Genomic DNA, 20,745 nt, shown 5'->3' on the forward strand with positions numbered 1-20,745 from the left:
GACGGGTACCCGCGCCGGGCCGGAGGGGCAGGACCCCCGGGAACCCGAAGGAGGCCCGAATGACGAGCAGTACGGAGACCGGCGGCGCCACGGGCACGCCGGACAAGGACTACAACCTGATCTGGTACGTGGAAGCGTGCTTGAACAACGCGCTGCGGCTGGAGACGTACATCGCGGACGCGGAGCGCGAGAAGGACGCCGAGGTCGCGGATCTCTTCCGCAAGGCCCAGGCCGACAGCCGCAAGGGTGCCGACATCGGCAAGCGGCTTCTCCGCTCGCGCCTGGACGGAGCCTGAGCAGGATCTCGTCCACAGGCTGATACCGCGTCCGGCGTGAGGCTACGCCGGACGCGGTATTCGGGCGTGACCCACGAAGCGGTCCCCCCGTCACCGCGAGGGCAGGCCTGCCCCGGGTCTTCCCGTGGGTCTTCCGTCAGGGGAACAAGGCGACACCGATGACGATCAGTGCGATGACGCCGATGACGAACACGGCGACCAGCCATGGACTGCGGTGCTTCACGGGAGCCTTGGGTTCGCCGCCGCGCGGCCGGTCCTCCGGCAACGTGGGGTGGGCCGGACGGTCCCGTGAGTAGAGTTCCTCGTCCCGTTGGTTGTCCATGAGAACTCCTTCATCGTCCCGTGAGCCCCACCGCACCGCCTTCTGGCCGGACGGCAGGGGGCTCTTCATGAGGATCGAGTCCCCCTCGTCGGTCACGGCAATCTCACGTGTTCACTCCTGGGCGACGGTCGGGCGGCTGTTCCTCAACCGGCCTTCGGCGGAGACGGCGCAGCGACCTGTGACCACCGGCCGGGAACGGTCATCGAGGTGAACGTCGATGCCGCTCGGCCGAGCCATGGACTCGCCGTGCGCGAGGGCCGGCGGCGCTCCCGGTGGCCGGGTCCTCGTCGAGCCCGGAGCCGGGGCGAACGGCAGCGGTCGTCAAAGGTTCGACCTTCCGGCATCGGGCGGCTCCCTCATCTCTCCCATGGCTTCGGTGCTCGGCGGTGGCAAGTTCGTGCCGTTCCAGCAGTCCGACAACCGGCGGCAGTTACTGAAAGCAGGCGATGGACCGACCGGTGACGGTGATGCCTCATTCCGCCGTGCGCGCGGGGGAGCGTTCGCGGATGACGTCCTGCGCGGCCTTGTCGTCGCGCAGCCCGAGGTAACGCGGGTGGCGCAGCATGCCGTCACGGGTCCACTCCGTGAAGGCGATCTGCGCGACGAGCACGGGTTCGGTCCAGTGGGCGCGCCCTTCGCGGACGTGGTCGGCGAAGGGTGGCTCGCGGGTGCCCAGTCCGTCGAGCCGCGTACGCAGGGCGAGAAGGGTGCGGTGGTCGAAACCGGTGCCGACCTTGCCCGCGTAACGGAGCCGATCGCCGTCGTAGTAGCCCAGCAGCAGGGCACCGAGCCCGACCCGGCTGCCGGCGGGTTCGGTGAAGCCACCGACGACGAACTCCTGGCCCAGCGAGCACTTGAGCTTGAGCCAGTCCGTCGAACGGTCAGACTGGTAACGGCTGTTGGCGCGTTTGGCGATCAGGCCCTCCCAGCCACGGTCGCAGGCATCGGCCAGCAGTTCGCCGCCACCCCGGTTGCGGTGGCTCGTTGCACGGAGCGGCGCGCGGTAGGCCAGAGCGCGACGCAGCAGCGACTTCCGCGTGCGCAGCGGCAGCGCCCTCGTGTCGGCGGCCTCCAGGCGGAGCAGATCGAAGACGTAGTACGTGACGGCGACCCCGCTCGCCTCGATGTCCCGGCGTCTGGTCAGCCCCATGCGTTGCTGGAGCCGGGCGAAGTCCGTGCGTCCGTGCGAGAAGGCCACGATTTCGCCGTCGACGGTGAAGTCCGTGCACTGCTGTGCGGCGAGCGCGTCGACGATCTCGGGATACGTGGCGTTGAGTCGTCTGCCGGTGCGGGAGAGCAGGGTGACGCCGTTCCCGTCGCGGACGGCCAGGACGCGAACCCCGTCCAGTTTCCGTTCGAAGATCCACCCGTCGGAGAAGTCCCGACGGTCGCTGAGGGTGGCGAGCATGGGATCCGCGGCCAGTTTTCCGCCCGGACCCGCCTCGCTCAGCAGTACGGCCTCCTCGTCGGGCAGCGTGCTCAGCAGATCGGCCATCACCGCTCGGCTCCTCGGCCCGCCGCGGCGACCTGATGCAGCGTACGGCCGGTGCGCACCGAGCGGGCCCGGCGCGGATCCGGGGTCGCCCGGCCCCCGGTGCGGGCCCGTTCGTCCTTGGCCTTCAGCAGCAGCCAGGCCTCGCCCTTGCCGTCCTTGCCGCCGCCCCGGAACCGGGTGAGCGCGTACTCGCCGCGCAGCTTCGAGCCGTCCAGCCGGAAGGTGACGTGTCCGCGTCCGAGCGCCTCGTCGAACGGGACGGGCCGGCCGTGCCGGTCGTGGCTCAGCGGCCGGTAGGTGCCGTGGTCCCAGACGATGACCGTGCCTCCACCGTACTCACCCTCGGGAATCACGCCCTCGAACTCCTCGTACTCCAGCGGATGGTCCTCGGTGGGCACGGCGAGCCGTTTGTCGCCGGGGTCGGTGGAGGGTCCCTTCGGCACGGACCAGGACTTCAGCACGTCGCCGACCTGAAGCCGGAAGTCGAAGTGCATCGTGCTCGCGTCATGGATCTGCACCACGAACCGCGGCTCCTCGTCACGGGTACCCGGCCGGCCACGGGGTTCCTTCGTCCGGTCGAAGTCCCGTTTGCCTCGATAGTTCCGCAGCGGGTCCTCATCAGCCATGTCGAGCCGCCTTTCCACACCTTTCGAGATACGGCCTGTCAGGGGACGCGAACCCTCGCACCACACTCGCGCGGGGCGCACGGTCCCGCAGCCCGGGTACCCACCCGTTCCTCAGCGACCCCTGCGGAGGCTCCGTCCGCCGACCGGCCCTGCGGACGCGCTGAAGCCGTGGACGGTGCGGGGTGGAAGTGCCGGTCGTCTACGCCAACGACACCTCGACGCCCCTGTCCACCAGAACCTGGCCGAGGCGGCTCCGTGGACGAGGGAACTCAACATGGCCGCGCACATCACGACCGGCAACGACGTCGGCTTCTCCGACATCACCCGTCGACAACCTCAGGCCAGGGTCGACGGCGTTCGTGCGCAGTGGACCGGCGCCTGGCTCCAGCGCTTCTGCCGCTTGTAGGGTTGCCGCACGAAGGTCAAGATCACCGGTCTCTGATGGGATGGTCCTCGTCATCGGGACTGTTCGGTTCTGACAGCTCTCGCGACTGGCTCGGGTTCGAGGGTGATCACGTCCGTGAAGCTGTGCCAGAAGCCCAGCGGGCATGGGTGATCAACGAGTGGCTGCGTCCGTGCGTGTGGGAGCACGGTCCGGCGCGGGAGGGCGTAGGGGATGCGGGACCGCCAGTGGATCACCGCCCGCTGAGGCGAACTGGGCGCCTTCGCTCGGGAGTTGGCCAAGCAGCTTCAGGAGATCCAGGCCGAGCGGGATGAAACTGGCGGTTGCGTAGCGGGTGATGACGCCCTGACGCCAGGCGGCACGCCAGGCATACGCGACACCCGTAGTGCCCGCGCGAGCTGCGGCGGCCGCATGCCGACCGTGAACGTCTGTCTCGGCAGCCTGGAGTCGCCCCCGCTCTCGCCGGCCCGTTCCACCGTGGTCAGGTCGCCTCCGTCGGGATACCTCATGCCCCCGGACTACATCTACCCACCGAGCCCACGTCACTCCGAAGTGAAAACCACAGAGCCTGTGGATTTCCTGTGCTTTCGCCGGTGTTCTTTTTGCGTTTTCCTTTCCTTCTCGAAGGTCGAATATCGACCACACCGCATCGGGCGTCCATGGGGGACCGGAAATACGCCGCGCACCGGTAGGAAGGTCTGTGTGAGCGATTCCGTGGAGCTCAACTGCTGCGGCCACTCCATCTCCGAGGCCACCGTGTGCCGGGTGGCGTGCGTGGCGACGTTCAGTGCGGCGGCCGCCCGGCCCGCGCGGTCGCGCACCGGGACCGCGATCGAGCGCAGCCCCTTCTCCAGTTCCTCGTCGACGGTCATCTGGAGGCCTCGCCTCCCGCGCTGGTACCGCTGCTCGCCCCGTGCCACGGTCCGCATGCTCGATCTGCCCGGGACGGCCCCTCTGACGGGTCAAGGGCGCGGCTGTACGTACCCGTTCCGCCAGGCCCAGGCCGCGATCTCGACGCGGTTCCGGGCGCCCAGTTTGAGCTGGACGCTGGAGAGGTGGGTCTTGATGGTGGAGAGGGAGACGTAGAGTTCGGCGGCGATCTCCGCGTTGGTGCGGCCGAGGGAGACCAGGCGGACCACCTCGCCCTCACGGTCGGTGAGTTCCGGCACCGGCGCGGAGGCGGAGGCGGGGGCCCGTCGGGCGGCGTCGGGCTGTGGCGCGGTGAGGTGCTTGAGCAGCCGTACGGTGACGGACGGCGAGACCAGTGAGTCGCCGGCCGCGGCGGCGCGGACCGCCTCGGCGAGGAGGACGGGCCCGGAGTCCTTGAGCAGGAACCCGCAGGCACCGCCACGCAGCGCCCCGTACACGTACTCGTCGAGGGCGAAGGTGGTGACCACGACGACCCGCATCGGGTCGGCGACCTCCGGTCCCGCCAGGAGCCGGGTTGCCTCCAGGCCGTCCAGCTTCGGCATCCGGATGTCCAGGAGACACACATCCGGCCGCACCCGCCGGGCCAGCGCCACGGCCTCCTCGCCGTCGGCCGCCTCCGCGACCACGGTGATGTCCGGCTGGGCGTCGAGGAAGAAACGGAAGCCGGTGCGGACCATGTCCTGGTCGTCGGCGATCAGGACGCGGATGGGGGCGGCAGCGCTGGCTCCGGGCGTGCTCATGGCCTGATCATGCCTCAGGGGTGCGGTCGGGGGTGGGTCCGGGGGCCGGGGCGGTACACCTGGCTGTCTCGGTGCGCGGTCCGTGTCGGATCCACCGTGGCCTTCCGCGCCGAGGGCCCGAGGCCGGTGATCGCGGCGGACATCGCGAGGGTTCCGACGACCGCGCGGACGCCGAGGCGCGGGAGACCGGGGGGCGATCGGGGTGTTCGGGGTGGCACCGGCCGTCACCAGTGCGACGAACGTGCCGACGATGGCAGCCTCGGCCCCGGGCAGCCCGCTCCGCGGCCCCCGGCGGCCGGAGGACCGGGCCGGATGCGAGGTCGGGGCTGGACGAGGGAACGACGAGGGAACGCACGGAGGTCTCTGTGGGCTCAGACGACGGAGTACTGGCTGTGGTTGTCGATCCGGCCGTCGCGGAGCCGGAGGATCCGGCCGCAGTGCGCGGCGACGTCGGCGTCCTGGGTGACCATGACGAGGGCCGCGCCCGTGTCCCGGGCCGCGAAGGTCAACAGCTGGACCACCTCCGTGCCGGTGCGCTCGTCCAGCGCCCTGGTGGGCTCGTCGGCGAAGACCACCTCCGGCTCCACGACCAGGGCGCGGGCGATGGCGACACGCTGCGCCTGCCCGTCGGAGAGCCCGCCGGGCCGACGGCCCCGCAGGCCGTCCAGGCCGAGCGGCGCGAACCAGCGGCGGGCCCGCTCGATGGCCTGCCTGCGCGGGGTGCCCTCCAGCATCAGCGGCCGGGCGACGTTCTCCTCGGCGGACAGATCCGGCAGCAACTGCCCGCACCCGCAAGGGAAGACGAACCCGAACCGCCTGCGGCGCAGTGCGCTGAGCCGGCTCTCGTCCAGCGTGTCGATGCGCCCCATCGGGGCATCCCCGGCCGAAGGCCGGGGGACTTTGGCCGGGGGGACCTCCGTCCCGCTTCGCCCGCCGCGCAACAGGACCTGGCCGCTGTCCGGCCGGATGATCCCGGCGAGCGCGAGCAGCAGCGTGGACTTTCCGGACCCGGCGGGCCCCGTGACCGCCAGCGAGTCGCGCGCGCCGACCTCGACGTCCACGCCCGCCAGGGCGGTCGTGGAGCCGTACTTCTTCGAGAGGCCGTAGCCGGCCAGAACGGTGTTCATGGTGCGTGCCCCCGTTACTTCTCAGCGCTCGAACTTCCAGGTCACGGAGGAGCCCATGACCTTGACGACGGAGACGGGGATGTCGACGGACCTGCCGTCGCCGCTCTTGCCGGTGCAGGTGATGGACGCCCCGGCGACCGCCTTGAGTCCGGTGGGGCAGCTGACACCCGACACCTTTGTGCCCACCCAGGGCAGCGGGTGGTACTTGCCCTCGGTGCGGCCCGCGACGATGTTGGAGGCCAGCGCCCTGTGGCCGTCGACCGTCACCGTCGATTGCGCGTCGAGCCGGGTGGTCGACTCGGTCCCGGCGAGCAGGTGGGCGCCGAGACCGCCCAGGGCGACCGCGGCGGTCGCGCCGCCGACGACACCGACGAGGTACCTGTCGAGCTTCATGGGGTGACTCCTGCCGACTGAGGGGAGCGAGCCCCGGACGAGATGGATGGCTCCACCCTCGCGGGTGAGCCGGGCGCGCACCTCGGCCATACGGCCATGACCGCCGTCGCACCCGCGACCATTCGGCCGATCCGGCCGCCGACCGCCTCGCCTACCGTGAACCGCATGATCTCCATCTCGGGGCGGGGCTGCGCCCGCGGATTCGGCGTCGGCTTCCTGCTCGTGGCGTCCGTCGCCGACGTGCTGGAGACGGGAGCCGCAGGCAGGAGCGTGTCGCCCATCCTCGTGGTGCTCCTGGCCGGCCTCGCCGCCCTCCTGTGGCCGGCCGCACGCCGGCCCGCGTGGTTCACCCCGCAGGTGCGCAGCGCCGTACCAGCGCTGCTCTCCCTGACGTATTCGGCGGGCACGCTGCTGGCCGGGGCCAGGACCCCGTTCGGCCCGGGCGAGGTGGCGCTGCTGCTGTCGCTGCTGTTCATCGCCGTACGGCACTCCCCGCCCCGTTGGGCCGTGGTGTGCGGGGTGCTGGACGGCGCGGCGCTGCTGGCCACACCGGTCCGGGAGGCCAACACGCTGGACGGCTCGGACGCCACGACCGTGCTCCCCTACCTGCCCGTCGGCCTGGTCCTGGCCGGTCTCGTCGCCGGCCTCGCGGCCTATCTGCGCTCCCTCGACTACCGCCGCGCCGTCGCCATCGGTGAGACGCGCCGCGAGGAGCGGGTGGCGATCGCCGCCGACCTGCACGACTTCGTCGCCCACCACGTCACCGGCATCCTCGTGCACACCCAGATGGCCCGCATGATGGCCGCCACCCGGCCGCAGGAACTCGACCCGGTCCTGGCCGGCATCGAACGCGCCGCCACCGAGGCCCTGGCCTCGATGCGCCGCACGGTCGGTGTGCTGCGCGACACGGGTGAGGAGGCCGAGCGCCGCCCGGTCGGCGACCTGGCCGCCATCACCGGACTCACCGAGGGCTTCGGCGGCCCGGCCCAGAAGGTCACCCTCCGCCGCGACCCGGCACTCACCGACGACCTCCCCCACGAGGTGCAGGCCGCCGCCTTCCGGGTCGTCCAGGAAGCGCTGACCAACGTACGACGCCACGCCGCCGACGCCACCGAGATCACCGTGGGCCTGCGCCTGGCCGGTGACCGGCGCGAAACACTGGAGGTGACGGTCACCGACAACGGCCGCGGCGGCACCCAGCTCCCCGACGCCGCCCACGGCGGCGGCTTCGGCCTGGTCGGTCTGACGGAGCGGGTCACTACCCTGAGCGGGGCGCTCGACGCCGGGCCGCTGGCGGGGCAGGGCTGGCAGGTGCGGGCGCGGATTCCCCTGGGGAAGGCCTGATCGGGCGGGAGCTTGAGGAAGCCCCGCGTGACTCGCCCGGCACGACCGGGCGCGGCCGACGGCATTCGGCGGTTGATCCCCTCACGCCGTGGTTACGACAGCGCGGGCTTCGAGGTCACCATGCTGATCAAAGCCATCGGCGACCTCGACCGCGAAGGGTTGCACGTCCCGGCCCCGGCACGTCGACGAGCCGGCGTCCTGTGGGCACTGCCGCGTGACAGGCTCTCCTCCTCCGCTTCCCGGGTCGTGCGGGCGGCTTGGCCTGGTCATTGAAACCCAGTCGTCGGTCCATTCTTCCGGACGTGACATCCGGGGCAGGTCCGGAGACTGCTCTGCATAGCGCTCGATGGAAGGGCTTTCCGACGGGCTCGGGGTGGCTTTTCGCCGCACTGAATCAGTGCGGGTTCACTGCAGAGGCCCCGGCGGGAGGGTGTGGAAATGCCCCGCCGGGGCTTCTCGTGCTGCATCAGGGCGCGGTCGGCCGTCGTGCGTCGTGCACGGCCGCTCCCGCGGTCAGAGTTCGTCCTTGGGGTTGGGGTTGGGCCCGTCGTTGAGGGCGATCGCCAGCAGAGCCGCGGCCTGGCGGGCGGTGTTGATTTCCGCTCCGGCGACGCTCGTGCTCGCGGTGTTGTCCGTTCCGTTGTAGTGGCCGATGAAGACATGGCTGACGCGGGCCCAGCTATGGATCAGGGCGATCTGCTGAGGGGTGTAGCTGACCGAGTTCCTGCTGTCCATGGCGGAGGCGACGCGGTCGGCGAGGGTGCGGAAGCGGGAACCCTCCGAGATGCTGAATATGAGGGTGAGCAGACCGCGGGCCTGCCTGAGACGGGACGAGCTGCGGTTGCCCAGATCGTGGAGGGCCGCTCCCAGGGTTGCGGGGCCCATGTTGACGTTGGTCAGCGCCTGATTGGCTTCCCGGGCGAGAGCGTCGTAGCCCTCCTTGCCCAGGAAGTAGTTGTCGTCGGTGCTGGACGCGTTGGGGACGCCGCTCACGAGGTTGAGGACGCGGTTGTTGGGCTGCATGACTCGGTAGACCCGCACCACGTAGAGGTTGCTGAGCCGCACCACGGCGTGCACGGTGGGCGCGGCCTCCCCCGGGGAGCTGATCACGATGTCCGCGTACTGGTATGTCCGCGTGTTGTCGAGGATGGTGACGCTCACCTGATTGCCTCGCGTGTTGACGATTTCGCCGCTGGCGCGTGCGTTGGCGCGAGTGCGAGCCAGCTCGTTCAATTCGCTGAGCATCTGGCGGTAGGCCGCGGCACCGCCGTCGACGTTCCAGTGGACCTGCGGGAAGGTTTCCTGGGCCACATTCTGGGCCTTGATCGCCACGCCGCTGGACGCAGGGGCCGCGCCGACGGTGCCGAGGGAGGGGAGGCCGGTCAGCGCGACCGCGCCGGCGAGGAGCGCCGAGAGGCCGAGGCGACGCACGGTACTTATTTGCATGGGTTTCTCCGGTCACGGGGCAATGAAGGGGCTGCGAGGAACGCCAGGCCGTATCCACGCATGGGCGGACTCCGGCCCGACTCCACCGAGAATCGCTGCGGGCGAGTTGATTGACACCCCCTTTCACCTGCGCAAACAATCTCGTGGACGGCAGCGGATTGACCGGCGTCACCCATCCGTCACCTGCAATCAACCCTCCCGTTTCCCGGTGCGTCGTATGGTCGTCGCTCTCGATGTCTCATTCGTGAGGTCTGTGGAGGTACGAACGCATGGGGCGTCCCGAAAGACCGCTGGACCCGACCTCCGGTCCCGTCCAGCGGCTCGCGCACGAGCTGCGCGCGCTGCGCCGGACGGCGGGCAGCCCGTCGTACCGGACGATGGCCACGGCCGCGGGTTTCTCCGCGACAACGCTGTCGTATGCCGCGGCCGGGGAGCGGCTGCCCTCGCTGGACGTCCTGCGCGGATACGTCCGTGCCTGCGGAGGCGACCAGGGCGAGTGGGAGCCGCGCTGGAAGGAGGCCGAGCAGGAGACGAACCTGGCCCCCGCCGAGACTGTCGAGGACGTACCGGCGCCGTACCGCGGGCTCGCCCGGTTCGAGCCGGGCGACCAGCACCTCTTCTTCGGCCGGGACCGCGTCGTCGACGAGGTGAGCGAGCTGGTCTGCGACCACCGCTTCGCGGTGCTGTTCGGTCCCTCGGGCAGCGGCAAGTCCTCGCTGCTGCGAGCCGGACTGATACCCCGCCTCAAGGAGGAGATGGCCGCACGCGGCCACCCGGCCCGGCTGAGCATCCTCACCCCCGGCCCGACCCCCGCGACCAGCTACGGCCACCTCCTCGCCCCGGAGCCTGGGGAGCCGGAGAACTGGGTCGTCGTGGACCAGTTCGAGGAGATCTTCACCCTCTGCGCCGACCAGCGGGAGCGTTCCCGTTTCCTCGACCTGCTGCTCGCCGCCCGTGACCCGGACAGCAGGCTGCGTGTCCTGATCGCCGTACGCGCCGACTTCTACGCCCGCTGCGCAGAGCACCGGTCTCTGGCGGACGCCCTGCACGGTGCCGGGCTGCTGCTCGGCCCGATGACGGCGGAGGAACTGCGCGAAGCCGTCGTCGGGCCCGCGCAGGCGGCCGGGTGGCTCGTCGAGCGGACGCTGACCGCCCGCCTGGTGGACGAGGCGCTCGACGAGCCCGGCGGACTGCCGATGCTCTCGCACGTTCTGCTGGAGACCTGGCGCCGCCGCCGGGGCCGGATGCTCACCCTCGCCGGCTACGAGGCCGCCGGCGGGGTACGCGGCGCCATCGCCGCGACCGCCGAGGAGGTCTACGGCGGCCTGACCCCGCCCCAGGCCCGCGCCGCCCGCCATCTCCTGCAGCGCATGGTCGTACCGGGCCGGGGCACCCCCGACACCCGCCGACCCCTCACGCGCGGTGAACTGGCGGAGTGGAGGGACCCTGACGTGCCGGTCGTCGTGGAGCGGCTCACCCGCGCCCGGCTGCTGACCGCCGACGAGGACGGCGTCCAGCTCGCCCACGAGTCGCTGATCACCTGCTGGCCCCGGCTGCACGGCTGGATCGAGGAGGACCGCGAACGTCTGCGCCACCACCGGATGCTGGCCGAAGCGGCCCGCACCTGGCTGGAGCACGACCGCGACCCCGGCGCCCTGTACCGGGGGACCCGGCTGGCCCGCACCGAGGAACTCTTCCCCGACCACCTCGACGACCCCGCCCTCACGGCCCCTGAGCGCTTCTTCCTCATCGCCGCGCTGGACGCCCGCGAGGCCCAGCGCCGGGCGGCCGCCCGCATCAGCCGCCGCCACCGCGTCCTGACCGTCTCCCTGTCCGCCGTCCTGGCGGTCGCGCTGCTGACGGGTTTCGTGGTCTGGCGCGAGTACGACACCAACGAACTCCAGCGGACCCAGAACGCGGCCCGTCGTGTGTCCGAGGTCGCCGATGCCCTGCGCACCACCGACCCCCACACCGCTCTCCTCCTCGGCGCCGCCGCCTGGCGCATCGCCCAACTCCCCGAAAGCCGCCGCGCGTTGCTCGGCTCCCTCGGCCAGGTGGAGACGGACACCTTCACCGACCCCGCTCCCGGCGACGGCCCCCTCCGCGTCCTCGCCGACGGCGGCCGAACCCTGCTCAGCGCCTACGGCCGCACCTGGCACACCTGGGACGTCACCACCCACCGCGGCACCGGCTCGGGCCGGGTGCCCTCGGGCACGGTGACCGGCGTCGGCCCCGGCGGACGGGTACTCGCGGTCACCGGGGACGACAACCGGGTAAGGCTGTGGAACACGAGCACTGGCCGGTGGATCGGCCCCGCCCTGCCGGACGTGATCGACCTCCGCTTCACCCGCGACGGCCGCGCCTTCCTGGCCACCGAGGGCGACCGCGTACGGCTGCGCTCCTCCACGGACGGCCGCGTGCTGTTCCAGACCCAGGTAACCGACCTGGCGTTCAGCGACCTCGCCGCGGACGGCCGACACGTGGCCATCTGCCCCTCCGGGCAGGCCCCGCAGGTGTGGGACACCTCCACCGGCCGCGCCCTCCCCGGCGCCTGGCAGCGGGACCCCGTCTGCGACGAGGACACCGCTGTCCTCGCCCTCGCCGGCGACCGCTTGGCCGCCGCCACCGGCAGCGGCCTGCGCATCTGGGACACCGGCACGGGCCGGAAGACCACCGACATCCACGACCCCGCCGTGCAGGACGCCTCCTTCAGCCCGGACCGTGCCTTCCTGGCCACCGCCGACCGCGGCGAGATCCGCGTCTGGCGGCTCACGGACCCCACAACTCCCGTCTTCCAGCACTCCTTCAACAACCAGCATCTCTACGGCGGCCTGGTCTGGGAGGACGACGGCCGCGCCCTGCGCTACCTGGAGGGCGGCACCGCCCACACCCTCGGCCTCGGCCCGGCGGTCACCCCGGCCTGGCGCACCGCCGCCATGGACGGCGTACGCCTGAGCCCGGACGGCCGCACCTACGCCACGGTCCGGCGTACCGCCGACCACTACACCTTCAGCCTCCGCGCCACCGCCGACGGCCGCCTCCTGCGCACCCTCCCGCAGGTGAAGGTCCCCGTCTCCACCCACCCCGCCCTGCCCGTCGTGGCGAAGGACACCCTGCCGCTGCTGGCGTTCAGCCCCGACGGCACACGGTTCGGCTACGGCGTCTCGGCGCCGGGGCGGGAGGTGGGGGCGCAGCCGTTCACGGTCTGGGACGTGCGGCACGGGCGGGCGGTGACCTCGCTGGACCTGCCGGGTTTCCCGGTGCTGGAGATCGCCCTCGGCCGGTCCGGCCGTACCCTCTACGCCGCCCGCTCCACTTCTGTGGGAGGCGTGGCCGACGAGGTGTGGAACGTCGCACGCCGTCACCGCACCGCGGTCCTGACCGGCGTCACCGCCTTCCACCTCGGTGTCCGCCCCGACGACGAACTGCTCGTCGGCGACGGTGTAGTGGCCCGCCCGCCCTCGGGCCGGGCCACCGCACACGACCTCGTCCGGGGCGAGCAGATCGGCGCTTTGTCCTTCACCGCGGACGGCTCCCTGCTGGCGGCCGGCGACGGAACGGGCCGGGTCGCCCTGTGGGACGGAGATCTGCGGCACCGCGAGGGCATCCTGCGCAACGTCTTCCCCGCCCCGCTCGGCGAGACCCCCGAAAGCGTGCGGGCCCTCGCGTTCAGCCCCGACAGCCGCACTCTCGCCGTCGGCGGCGACGCGGGCAGCCTCCAGCTCTGGGACGTGGCCACCCGGCAGCCCCTCGGCAGCCTGCTTGTCACCCCCGGTGAGGAGATCGACTCGCTCGCCTTCAGCGCCGACGGCACCACGGTGTACGCGAGCGGCGACCACGTCCCCCTCCAGCGGTACGTCGTCGACCCGGCGCGGGCACTGGCGCGGGTGTGCGCGCGGGCGGGAGGCGTCGGACTGACACCCGCGCAGTGGCGGACGTACGTGCCGGACGCGCCGTACCGACGTGTGTGCGACGACTCTGTTGCGGGACGGTGAACAAACACGTAGGTGCAGGTCAAGCAATTGATTGGCCCCGGGGGACGGCTGTCCGGTCAACTCCCCGGCGGCAAGGCTCCTGTCCGACGCCAGGTGCACGACGCCGGCGCACGACGAGGAGAATGTTCATGAAGTTGTTCCGGCGCAACCTCAGACGTACGGCTCTGCTGGCGCCCGCCCTCGCCCTGCTGGCCATCCCCTTCTCCGCGGGCTCGGCCAGCGCCTACAGCCCCGGCTGGGATCCCGCCACCCACCCGGACCCGATCGGCGCCTGCAACGGCCAGGGCCCGAGCATCAACTTGTGCCAGTACCACGAGGTGAACGCGTGGACCGCGCTGGGCAAGCGGCACCAGGTCAGCAACGTGTCCAACAACTGCGCGGGCACGGACCCCCAGACGTACCAGGTCAACTGGAAGTACTCGACCAACACCTCGTACTCCTACGCGAACACGCAGAGCCTGGAGGTCAGCCTCGGCTTCTCCGACGAGATCGAGGCGGGGATAAAGGCCAGCTCGTCGAGCACCGAGACCTGGACGGTGGGCGACCAGCGCGAGGCGGGCGCGGTCGTCACCAACACCATCCGTCCCGGTTTCGCGGGCGCCTACTGGTTCGCCCCGTACGTCCGGCACTCCCAGGGCTGGGTGGAGGTCCACTACAACAAGAAGCAGCACGGCCACTGGGACTGGTTCTACCCGTACAAGGGGTCCAACCAGGTCCACATCGACACGCCCGTCGCCTGGTCGGACGGTTCGATCAAGGGGCAGCTGTACTGGGCCGTCTGGAAGTGCTGACTTCCACGGATCCCCGCACCTGAGTGAATCGGCCGAACCCCGAACCGCCGCCCCGGACAGCTCGGGGCGGCGGTTCGCGCGTACGGAGGCCGCCGACACCGACGGGCGCCGACCGCGGTCGGCAGGTGTCAGCAGCAGCTGTCCGGCGTAGATGAAGGCCAGTAACGCGAACCAAGGCGGTACGCCCCCGGCGCGGAGACCGTCAGCCGGGTGAACTCCCCGTCCCTGGCGAGGCAGGCGCCGTCGCTGCGCAGCCAGGGCGAGTAGGCGATGCGGACGGTCACCGCTCCGGGCCGCGGCATGCGGATGTCCATCTCGGCCGGGGTGGTCCGGGTCACCGTCGCCGGTGGGGAGACCAGGGGTACGGCGTCCTGGACCCGGTACACCCGCCAGTGCGCGTCGTGCCAGACGGGGCGCAGCCACCCGGGACGGTGGTCGCGGACCAGGGCGGCCTCGGCCTCGGCGTAGTGCCAGGGCTCGGCCGACGGCAGCACGACGAAGCCGACCGCCCAGTGGTCGAGCCACGCCCGGTAGGCGGAGGCGGAGAAGGTGCCGTCGTAGAAGAGACGGTGGCGTTTCATGTCGAGCTGCTGGTTCCAGCCGCGGGCCAGGTCGACGTGGGGGGAGAGGAGGGCGGCCTCGCGCTGGGAGACGGTCGGGACCGCCTCCACGCGGGTGCGGTCGGCGCCGAGTCGGTCAAGGGCATGTACGACCCCGTGTGTGTCGGCGGCCCAGGCGGGCACCGGCGCGCTCTGCCGGAGGTCGAGAACGGACTTCGGCACGATCCACGCGGTGGAGCACACGACCGCCGTGATCAGGACCACGCGGTGCCGACGCGCCCGGCCCGGCGTGGACATGAGCGCCGCGAGGAGCACGGGCGGCGCGAACAGCCAGGCGAACCGCTCGACGTTCGTGCCGATGGGCGAGGGCACGAGGTAGACGAGGACGCAGACCGCCGCGTAGACGGCCCCGGAGCCGCGGGCCACGCGCCAGGTGCGCGGGGCCAGGGCGGTGACGGCCAGGCCGAGGAGCAGCGGTGGCAGCAGTCGCGGGAACGTCATCGGCTGCTGCCCGGAGAACGGGAACAGCAGCGTGGTCGCGGCGACGACTGCGGCGGGCGGCACCAACAGGGACAGCGCCCTGCCTCGGTCCCGTACGGCGAGGAGGGCGGCCCCCACCACGGCCAGGAACAGCCCGGCTACCGGAGACGCCAGCGTGGCCAGTGCCGTGTACGCCGCCACGAGTGCCGGTCGGCGTGGGCCCGTCAGGAACAGGCAGGCGGCGAGCGCGAACGCCACTCCGAGGGCGAAGGTGGAACGGCCCGCGTGGACGTTGCACCACAGCATCAGCGCGGCGAGCAGCGCCGGTCCCAGGGGCCGGCGGATCCCCGCCCGCACCATCAGCGCGGCCGTCAGCCAGGTGGCCGTGAGCCCGGAGACGACGGTCACCGTGCGCACGCCGAACGCGGCCATCAGATACGGCGAGAGCACGCTGTAGTTGGCGACGTGCGCGCCGCCGTACCAGGACAGCATGTACGGCGATCCGCCGTGGTGGGCGACGAAGTGGGCCCAGGTCTCCTGGGCCGCGAGATCACCGCCGCCGGTGGCGAGGAAAGCCCACCACACCGCGTAGAGCGGAAGCGCGGTGAGGGTGGCGAGCAGCGGGACGCGGTGACGTCGCCTGAATTCCCGGGCGGACGGCGGGTGTTGGGCGGGGGGTGAGCGGTCGGGGGCGGGGCGGACGGATTCGGCTGTGGGGGTCACGGGCATCCCGATCGGGCGTGGGGCTGAACGACATGGGGCTGGGCGAGGGCTTACGCCTGCAAGTTCCTCGCGGCTCTCTCACCCCGTCGGGCGCGATGCCCGGTCCGGGCCGCGAGACGTCGGCGGGTCACAGGACGACCGCCAGGGCGTAGCAGGCGAAGCCCGCGGCCAGCGAGGCCGCCGCCGCACGCCAGGGGCCGCGGACGCCGGTCCAGGGTGTTTCGAAACGGTGGGTGAGGCGGGCGATGCCGAGCAGCGTGACGGCGATCAGGGGCAGCCAGGCGAGCCGGGCGAGGAGCCAGACGGTGGTGTCCGGGGAGGTGGTGAGTCCGGGAACCGGGCCGTCGAGGAGCGAGCCGGGGACGGCCAGGGCGAGCAGGGCCGTCTGGTGCCAGCAGAAGATCGTCATCGCCGAGAGGTTGACCGCGGCGACCGCCGCCCACAGCGCCCGCCGCCTCCGCAGCAGTGCGTCGAGCCGGTCCCGCAGCAGGATCGCCGCACCGCACTGGGCACTGGCCAGGGCGAGTACGAGCAGCGACGGCGGATGGGCGTTGGTGCGCCCCGCGCCGGGCACGCCGACCATGCTGGCCGGGTAGTGGAAGACGAGGAGGAGTACGGCGAACAGCGCGCCGCCGCCCAGCAGCATCAGCCGGGCGCCGCGCCGGCCGAGCCGTCCCTCGCCCCAGCAGACGCCGAGGTGGTACGCGAACAGCCAGCCGGGACCGAGGTTGAGTATCCCCAGCCAGGACGGCATGGCGTGCGCCCACGGGCCGTAGCGCAGCAGGTCGACGACGGCGACCGCGCCGAGCAGCGGGAGGGCCGTCCACGCGCCGGACGTGCGGGCGGCGCGCAGGCACCACGGGGTGAGGGCGGTCACCAGCAGGTAGATGCCGACGAACCACAGGGGCTGTACGACCAGGACCACCCCGGTGCGCAGCGTGACGGTGGGCACTCCGGCCGCGTACAGCACCGGCAGGAGTACGGCCCACACCGCCGCGACGCCGACGACGGGACGGCCGAGACGGGTCAGTCGGCCGCGCAGCCAGACGCTTGTCGGGACGCCGCGTCCGGTGGAGCGGCGCAGTGACAGGGCCGAGGAGTAGCCGCCGACCAGGAAGAAGATGCCGAGCATCTGGAGCAGCCAGCTCGCCGGGGCGAGGAAGCCGAAGGTGGTGAGCGGGCTGGCGTTGTGCAGCGCGCCGCCGGGGTCGCGGGTGAGACCGCCGAGCAGCCAGTGGCCGACGGGCACCGCGAGCAGCGCGAGGGCGCGCAAACCGTCGACGGCGCGGTCGCGGTGGGCGGGGGTGTGGGCCTCGACACGGGCGACCGCACCGGCCGCCGCGTGCCGCAGCCGCAGCCGCTCCCGGGCCGTGGTCTGCGGTGGGACCGTGGCTTGTGGTGCCCCGGCGGCGTCCTGTGCCTGCTCCACCCGAGGGCCCGGCTCGGTCCGGTCGCGCTGCCCGGTTCGTGTGGTTCGCTCGCCCCGCGCTGAGGGATTCGCGGTTCGGGCGGGAAGGTCAGGCAAGGCCATGGCGGCAGTCCTTCGCGGTGTCCGGGGTGGGGCGGGCGCAGGTGACGGCCGGGTAGTCGCCGAGGGCGATGTCGGCGAAGTTGCGCAGGGAGGCGGTGCCGGGCGTGAAGTAGCCGGTGTGGCCCTCGGCCCGGTCGGAGGAGACGACGCGGGCGCCGAAGGCTGGGTCGGTCGGGTCGGTGCCGTGGCCGAGGCCGAAGAGCTCGACGGCGGGTATCCGCCGCACCCAGTCGGTCGGATCGCGGTCGGCCGCCCACAGCCGGGCCCCGAGGGGCACCTGGTCGGCATGGTCGAGACGCACGCCGGGCGAGGCCGCGACCACCAGGTCGGAGAGCTGACGGACCGTCAGCCGGTGGGCGGCGATGCCGCACAGGACCGAGCCGTAGCTGTGGCAGAACACGGCGGGCGGGGCCGCGGGGCGGGTCGTCGCGGCCAGGCCGTCGAGGAACCGTATGAGCCGCGGCGCACCCGCCTCGGCGAGGTGGCCGGTGGCGGCGTCGTAACCGACGCCGACCGGGGTGGTGTAGCCGACCCACGCGATCACCGCGGGGCGGTCGGCGGGCGTGCGCCGGGCCATCTCGGCGCGCAGGTCGCGGGCCATGCGGGCGGTGGTGGCGTACGAGGTCAGGTCCGTGTCGGACCCGGGGACCAGGACCGCGACGCGCCGTGCGGTGCGCAGATCTCCGTACACCTCGGCGACCTGTCCGCGGCCTCTCGGGTCGAAGGCGAGCACGCGGTGGCCCGGCGCCAGGAGCCTGCCGTACGTCGCGGCCCGCTTCCGGGCCTGCCGCCGCGCGTCACCGGACAGCTCCGGGTCGGCGGCGCGGGCCAGTTCACGCTCGCGTTCGACGGTGAGTGCCCGGGCGTTGGCGGTGTACCGGAGCTCGGGCGGGGCGCCGTCGAGGTTGCCCACGACGAGCGGGTGACGCCGGGCCAGCAGGCTGCGCTGCGGCGCCGTCAGCGCGGCGAGGAAGCGGGCGACGGCGGCCGGAGCGGTCGCCGCCGGATCCGGCAGCCGGCTGCCGAGCACGTGGTCGGCCGTCCATGCCGCCGCCCCGGGCGGCGGGCCGGTGACGGCGGTCTGGATGTCACCCGCCGCCCAGCCGGCCGTTCCCGCGCCCATCGTCATCATGAGCGTGCAGGCGGCCAGCGTGCGTGTGAAGCGCCCCATGGTCCGTCTCCCTGCTTCCGTCGCACGGTCGGTCGCCGTTCGCGTCGACCTGGTGGGCGGAAGGTAGGGAGCGGGTGTGCCGCCGGGCGTCACACCGGGGAGCCAACCTGCGGCTAGTCCCCTGGTAGGGGGCGGTACGCCGGTGTCACCGCAGCGTGAAGAAGACCATCGGGTTGTCGCGGCTCGCCCGGACCGGGCCGCCCAGGGCGAGGGCCTCCTTGATGGCCTTCAGCCGGTCGTGGGTCTCGCGGGCGTGCGCCCTGGAGGCGGTGAAGTACGGGTTCTCCCGCTCGGCCAGCCAGCGCAGCACCACCGCCCCCTCGGTGAACGGCAGCGGCCTGCGGCCGTGGAAGACGTCGTGGACGCACACCGGTATGCCCGGCCGCATCCTCGGCAAGAGGTGCCGGATGTACCAGCGGGCGAAGCTCGCGGAGTGCGCGGCGTCGATGAAGAGGAAGTCCGCGGTGTCGGGGACCTTCTCCAGGTTCTCCACCACGTTGCCCTGGGTGAAGGTCCAGCAGCCCGCGGCGAGTTCGCCCGGAACCTCCCGTGCGACGTGGTCGACGATGTCGTACGAGTACAGGTGGCCGGTGCCGTTGTCGTGCAGGGCGCGCAGGATCCAGGTGGTGGACCAGCCATGGTAGGTGCCGATCTCCACGACCGTCTCGGGGCGGGCCTCGCGCAGCAGGAGGTAGGTGATCTCGGCCTCGATGTCGTCGAGTTGGGCCTTCATCGAGATGGGCGGGGCGAGCAGCGCGCGCTGTTGTTCGCGGGCCCGGCCGAGATCGTCGGCGTAGGTGCGGTAGAGGCGCCGGATGCGGTCGAGGCTGATGGTCTGGTGCATGTGGTCGAAGTTGCTGGGCTGGTGCATGTGTCACGCTCCTGCGAAACCGGTCCGTGGTCTGGGCGCGGTGACGCTAGGGCGCGGGCGGGGGGCGGTACGTCACACCGGGGTGCCAAGTCGGGTGTCACACCTGGGTATGACGGGGCGGATCCGGACGAGGGGCCTGTTCAGTCGGGTGCGCCGGGTGCGACGAGCCCCGACTCGTAGGCGAGGACGACGAGTTGGGCCCGGCCGCGGGCGCCGAGTTTGGCCAGCAGGCGGGTCATGTGGGTCTTGACGGTCTGCTCGGCCACCACCAGCCGGGCGGCGATCTCGGTGTTCGACAGGCCCCGCGCCACCAGGCGCAGGACCTCCGTCTCGCGCGGTGTGAGGCCGTTCAGCCGCAGGCGAGCGGTGCGGTGCGCGACGGGACGGCGCCGGGTGACGTCCTCGATGACGCGGCGGGTGACGGACGGTGCGAGCAGCGCTTCACCGGCGGCGATCACCCGTACCGCCTGTACGAGTTGGGCGACCGGCGCGTCCTTGAGCAGGAAGCCGCTGGCGCCGGCGTGCAGCGCCTCGTAGACGTAGTCGTCGATGTCGAAGGTGGTCAGCATGAGGACCTTGGGCCGGTGCACCACACCACGCGGCGGATCCAACAGCAGCCGCGTGGCCTCCAGCCCGTCCATCTCCGGCATCCGTACGTCCATCAGCACCACGTCGGGGTGCGTGCTGCGGCTGACCTCGACGCCCAGCCTGCCGTTGGGCGCGTCCCCCACGACGTCGATGTCGCTCTGCGCCGAGAGCAGCGCGGCGAATCCCGAGCGCACCATGTCCTGGTCGTCGACGACGACCACCCGAATAGTCATGCCGACCTCTCCCGTTCCTTCGCGACGGCGAACCTGCCCGGTCCGGTCATCCGGCGGTGAGGCCCGCTACGACGGGGAGCCACTGCGTGGCGATCAGCGCGGCCACGGCCAGCGCCGTGACCCGTGCCAGGTGGCGGTCGCTCCGCCTGCCACGAAGCGGTGCACGCGTCCCGCCGTTCTCACTCCGGCTCCCGGTGTCCGCTGCCCTCGCCATGCCCGGCTCCCTCGTCGTCCCGCTCGGTCCGTCACCCTCCGCGTGTCTCGCGAAGGCCGGGCCTCAGCCTCTCGTTCGGGCAGGCGGCGCCGCCTCGGTCGAACGGCCGTAATCCACCTGCCGGGACCGCTCCCGCCTCGGCCGAACAGTGGATGACGAGGAGCAAGGGATGTGACCTGCTCCTTCCTCGCGCGCCGCTCGGCCTGTCGGTGAGGCTCCGACCGACGCCGAACGCGGCGGTCGACTGCGACTGCCGGGCACGAACTCGGCTCACGCGCTCCGCACGGCCGGTACGACGGGGAGATGGAAGGGCATGGCCGTGACGCGCACGGGTGTCGTGGACCGGTGTCGGACATCTGACGGGATCTGTTCATGGACGCGCGAGTCCTGTTCCACGCGCCGCACGCGTTCGGCGTCTCGGTCCGCGCAGTGCGAGGCCCGCTGTCGGCGGGCGGAACCGTGATGC

20 protein-coding genes are annotated in these 20,745 nt (G+C 72.2%); 6 read left to right on the forward strand and 14 right to left on the reverse strand.

Features of this window, described 5'->3' with window-relative positions:
• The first annotated feature begins 59 nt into the window (after positions 1 to 59).
• On the forward strand, positions 60 to 296 hold the full coding sequence (locus ACGFY9_RS16845) for a hypothetical protein (protein WP_393754801.1): 237 nt from the start codon (positions 60 to 62) through the stop codon (positions 294 to 296).
• 136 nt (positions 297 to 432) lie between these two features.
• Here the strand turns inward: ACGFY9_RS16845 and ACGFY9_RS16850 are convergent, their stop codons facing one another.
• From ACGFY9_RS16850 to ACGFY9_RS16860, 3 genes are all read right to left on the reverse strand, one after another.
• Positions 433 to 618, reverse strand: a complete 186-nt coding sequence (locus tag ACGFY9_RS16850; protein WP_393754802.1) for a hypothetical protein — start codon at positions 616 to 618, stop codon at positions 433 to 435.
• 472 nt (positions 619 to 1,090) lie between these two features.
• On the reverse strand, positions 1,091 to 2,113 hold the full coding sequence (ligD, locus tag ACGFY9_RS16855; protein ID WP_393754804.1) for a non-homologous end-joining DNA ligase: 1,023 nt from the start codon (positions 2,111 to 2,113) through the stop codon (positions 1,091 to 1,093).
• Positions 2,113 to 2,739 carry a DNA polymerase ligase N-terminal domain-containing protein gene (locus tag ACGFY9_RS16860; RefSeq protein ID WP_393754805.1) on the reverse strand — a complete coding sequence of 209 codons (627 nt, stop codon included), beginning with the start codon at positions 2,737 to 2,739 and terminating at the stop codon, positions 2,113 to 2,115. Before ACGFY9_RS16860 ends, ligD begins: the two co-directional genes overlap by 1 nt.
• A gap of 274 nt (positions 2,740 to 3,013) precedes the next feature.
• Here ACGFY9_RS16860 and ACGFY9_RS16865 point away from each other — a divergent pair, with 274 nt between their 5' ends.
• On the forward strand, positions 3,014 to 3,145 hold the full coding sequence (locus ACGFY9_RS16865) for a hypothetical protein (protein ID WP_393754806.1): 132 nt from the start codon (positions 3,014 to 3,016) through the stop codon (positions 3,143 to 3,145).
• A gap of 539 nt (positions 3,146 to 3,684) precedes the next feature.
• Here the strand turns inward: ACGFY9_RS16865 and ACGFY9_RS16870 are convergent.
• The 4 genes from ACGFY9_RS16870 to ACGFY9_RS16885 form a co-directional block, all read right to left on the reverse strand.
• The gene (locus tag ACGFY9_RS16870) at positions 3,685 to 4,014 is read right to left on the reverse strand and encodes an IclR family transcriptional regulator C-terminal domain-containing protein (RefSeq protein WP_393754808.1); all 330 of its coding nucleotides are present in this window, start codon (positions 4,012 to 4,014) and stop codon (positions 3,685 to 3,687) included.
• 90 nt (positions 4,015 to 4,104) lie between these two features.
• Positions 4,105 to 4,812 carry a response regulator transcription factor gene (locus ACGFY9_RS16875; RefSeq protein ID WP_393754809.1) on the reverse strand — a complete coding sequence of 236 codons (708 nt, stop codon included), beginning with the start codon at positions 4,810 to 4,812 and terminating at the stop codon, positions 4,105 to 4,107.
• A 371-nt stretch (positions 4,813 to 5,183) separates the two neighbouring features.
• Positions 5,184 to 5,939, reverse strand: a complete 756-nt coding sequence (locus ACGFY9_RS16880; RefSeq protein WP_393754810.1) for an ABC transporter ATP-binding protein — start codon at positions 5,937 to 5,939, stop codon at positions 5,184 to 5,186.
• Between the two features lie 21 nt (positions 5,940 to 5,960).
• Entirely contained in the window at positions 5,961 to 6,332 is a 372-nt protein-coding gene (locus ACGFY9_RS16885; RefSeq protein ID WP_393754812.1) for a DUF4333 domain-containing protein, read from the reverse strand.
• Positions 6,333 to 6,497: 165 nt separating this feature from the next.
• Between ACGFY9_RS16885 and ACGFY9_RS16890 the strand changes: the two genes are divergently transcribed.
• On the forward strand, positions 6,498 to 7,676 hold the full coding sequence (locus ACGFY9_RS16890) for a sensor histidine kinase (protein ID WP_393754813.1): 1,179 nt from the start codon (positions 6,498 to 6,500) through the stop codon (positions 7,674 to 7,676).
• A gap of 27 nt (positions 7,677 to 7,703) precedes the next feature.
• The gene (locus ACGFY9_RS16895) at positions 7,704 to 7,949 is read left to right on the forward strand and encodes a hypothetical protein (RefSeq protein WP_393754815.1); all 246 of its coding nucleotides are present in this window, start codon (positions 7,704 to 7,706) and stop codon (positions 7,947 to 7,949) included.
• A gap of 240 nt (positions 7,950 to 8,189) precedes the next feature.
• Here the strand turns inward: ACGFY9_RS16895 and ACGFY9_RS16900 are convergent, their stop codons facing one another.
• Complete coding sequence (locus ACGFY9_RS16900) at positions 8,190 to 9,122, reverse strand: ribosome-inactivating family protein (RefSeq protein WP_393754816.1); 933 nt, start codon at positions 9,120 to 9,122, stop codon at positions 8,190 to 8,192.
• 269 nt (positions 9,123 to 9,391) lie between these two features.
• Between ACGFY9_RS16900 and ACGFY9_RS16905 the strand changes: the two genes are divergently transcribed.
• Both ACGFY9_RS16905 and ACGFY9_RS16910 read left to right on the forward strand, forming a co-directional pair.
• The gene (locus ACGFY9_RS16905; protein WP_393754818.1) at positions 9,392 to 13,117 is read left to right on the forward strand and encodes a hypothetical protein; all 3,726 of its coding nucleotides are present in this window, start codon (positions 9,392 to 9,394) and stop codon (positions 13,115 to 13,117) included.
• A gap of 128 nt (positions 13,118 to 13,245) precedes the next feature.
• Positions 13,246 to 13,908, forward strand: coding sequence for a hypothetical protein (locus ACGFY9_RS16910; RefSeq protein ID WP_393754820.1), 663 nt, complete (start codon positions 13,246 to 13,248; stop codon positions 13,906 to 13,908).
• A gap of 128 nt (positions 13,909 to 14,036) precedes the next feature.
• Here ACGFY9_RS16910 and ACGFY9_RS16915 read toward each other — a convergent pair whose 3' ends face one another.
• The 6 genes from ACGFY9_RS16915 to ACGFY9_RS16940 form a co-directional block, all read right to left on the reverse strand.
• Entirely contained in the window at positions 14,037 to 15,677 is a 1,641-nt protein-coding gene (locus ACGFY9_RS16915) for a hypothetical protein (protein ID WP_393754822.1), read from the reverse strand.
• A gap of 121 nt (positions 15,678 to 15,798) precedes the next feature.
• The gene (locus ACGFY9_RS16920; RefSeq protein ID WP_393755266.1) at positions 15,799 to 17,028 is read right to left on the reverse strand and encodes an acyltransferase; all 1,230 of its coding nucleotides are present in this window, start codon (positions 17,026 to 17,028) and stop codon (positions 15,799 to 15,801) included.
• A gap of 160 nt (positions 17,029 to 17,188) precedes the next feature.
• Positions 17,189 to 18,373 carry an alpha/beta hydrolase gene (locus ACGFY9_RS16925; protein ID WP_393754824.1) on the reverse strand — a complete coding sequence of 395 codons (1,185 nt, stop codon included), beginning with the start codon at positions 18,371 to 18,373 and terminating at the stop codon, positions 17,189 to 17,191.
• Between the two features lie 145 nt (positions 18,374 to 18,518).
• A complete protein-coding gene (locus ACGFY9_RS16930) occupies positions 18,519 to 19,244 on the reverse strand; it encodes a class I SAM-dependent methyltransferase (protein WP_393754826.1) in 726 nt (241 codons plus the stop codon).
• Positions 19,245 to 19,384: 140 nt separating this feature from the next.
• Positions 19,385 to 20,065, reverse strand: a complete 681-nt coding sequence (locus ACGFY9_RS16935; protein WP_393754828.1) for a response regulator — start codon at positions 20,063 to 20,065, stop codon at positions 19,385 to 19,387.
• Between the two features lie 46 nt (positions 20,066 to 20,111).
• Positions 20,112 to 20,279, reverse strand: a complete 168-nt coding sequence (locus ACGFY9_RS16940; RefSeq protein WP_393754830.1) for a hypothetical protein — start codon at positions 20,277 to 20,279, stop codon at positions 20,112 to 20,114.
• Between the last annotated feature and the right edge of the window lie 466 nt (positions 20,280 to 20,745).

Source organism: Streptomyces sp. NPDC048504 (assembly GCF_043200035.1).
Taxonomy (GTDB): domain Bacteria; phylum Actinomycetota; class Actinomycetes; order Streptomycetales; family Streptomycetaceae; genus Streptomyces.

What these genes read in the sequence shown, in the direction of transcription:
- ACGFY9_RS16845 (WP_393754801.1), top strand. Translation starts at nt 60, where the DNA reads ATGACGAGCAGTACGGAGACCGGCGGCGCCACGGGCACGCCGGACAAG.
- ACGFY9_RS16850 (WP_393754802.1), bottom strand. Translation starts at nt 618, where the DNA reads ATGGACAACCAACGGGACGAGGAACTCTACTCACGGGACCGTCCGGCC.
- ligD (WP_393754804.1), bottom strand. Translation starts at nt 2,113, where the DNA reads ATGGCCGATCTGCTGAGCACGCTGCCCGACGAGGAGGCCGTACTGCTG.
- ACGFY9_RS16860 (WP_393754805.1), bottom strand. Translation starts at nt 2,739, where the DNA reads ATGGCTGATGAGGACCCGCTGCGGAACTATCGAGGCAAACGGGACTTC.
- ACGFY9_RS16865 (WP_393754806.1), top strand. Translation starts at nt 3,014, where the DNA reads ATGGCCGCGCACATCACGACCGGCAACGACGTCGGCTTCTCCGACATC.
- ACGFY9_RS16870 (WP_393754808.1), bottom strand. Translation starts at nt 4,014, where the DNA reads ATGACCGTCGACGAGGAACTGGAGAAGGGGCTGCGCTCGATCGCGGTC.
- ACGFY9_RS16875 (WP_393754809.1), bottom strand. Translation starts at nt 4,812, where the DNA reads ATGAGCACGCCCGGAGCCAGCGCTGCCGCCCCCATCCGCGTCCTGATC.
- ACGFY9_RS16880 (WP_393754810.1), bottom strand. Translation starts at nt 5,939, where the DNA reads ATGAACACCGTTCTGGCCGGCTACGGCCTCTCGAAGAAGTACGGCTCC.
- ACGFY9_RS16885 (WP_393754812.1), bottom strand. Translation starts at nt 6,332, where the DNA reads ATGAAGCTCGACAGGTACCTCGTCGGTGTCGTCGGCGGCGCGACCGCC.
- ACGFY9_RS16890 (WP_393754813.1), top strand. Translation starts at nt 6,498, where the DNA reads ATGATCTCCATCTCGGGGCGGGGCTGCGCCCGCGGATTCGGCGTCGGC.
- ACGFY9_RS16900 (WP_393754816.1), bottom strand. Translation starts at nt 9,122, where the DNA reads ATGCAAATAAGTACCGTGCGTCGCCTCGGCCTCTCGGCGCTCCTCGCC.
- ACGFY9_RS16905 (WP_393754818.1), top strand. Translation starts at nt 9,392, where the DNA reads ATGGGGCGTCCCGAAAGACCGCTGGACCCGACCTCCGGTCCCGTCCAG.
- ACGFY9_RS16910 (WP_393754820.1), top strand. Translation starts at nt 13,246, where the DNA reads ATGAAGTTGTTCCGGCGCAACCTCAGACGTACGGCTCTGCTGGCGCCC.
- ACGFY9_RS16915 (WP_393754822.1), bottom strand. Translation starts at nt 15,677, where the DNA reads ATGCCCGTGACCCCCACAGCCGAATCCGTCCGCCCCGCCCCCGACCGC.
- ACGFY9_RS16925 (WP_393754824.1), bottom strand. Translation starts at nt 18,373, where the DNA reads ATGGGGCGCTTCACACGCACGCTGGCCGCCTGCACGCTCATGATGACG.
- ACGFY9_RS16930 (WP_393754826.1), bottom strand. Translation starts at nt 19,244, where the DNA reads ATGCACCAGCCCAGCAACTTCGACCACATGCACCAGACCATCAGCCTC.
- ACGFY9_RS16935 (WP_393754828.1), bottom strand. Translation starts at nt 20,065, where the DNA reads ATGACTATTCGGGTGGTCGTCGTCGACGACCAGGACATGGTGCGCTCG.
- ACGFY9_RS16940 (WP_393754830.1), bottom strand. Translation starts at nt 20,279, where the DNA reads ATGGCGAGGGCAGCGGACACCGGGAGCCGGAGTGAGAACGGCGGGACG.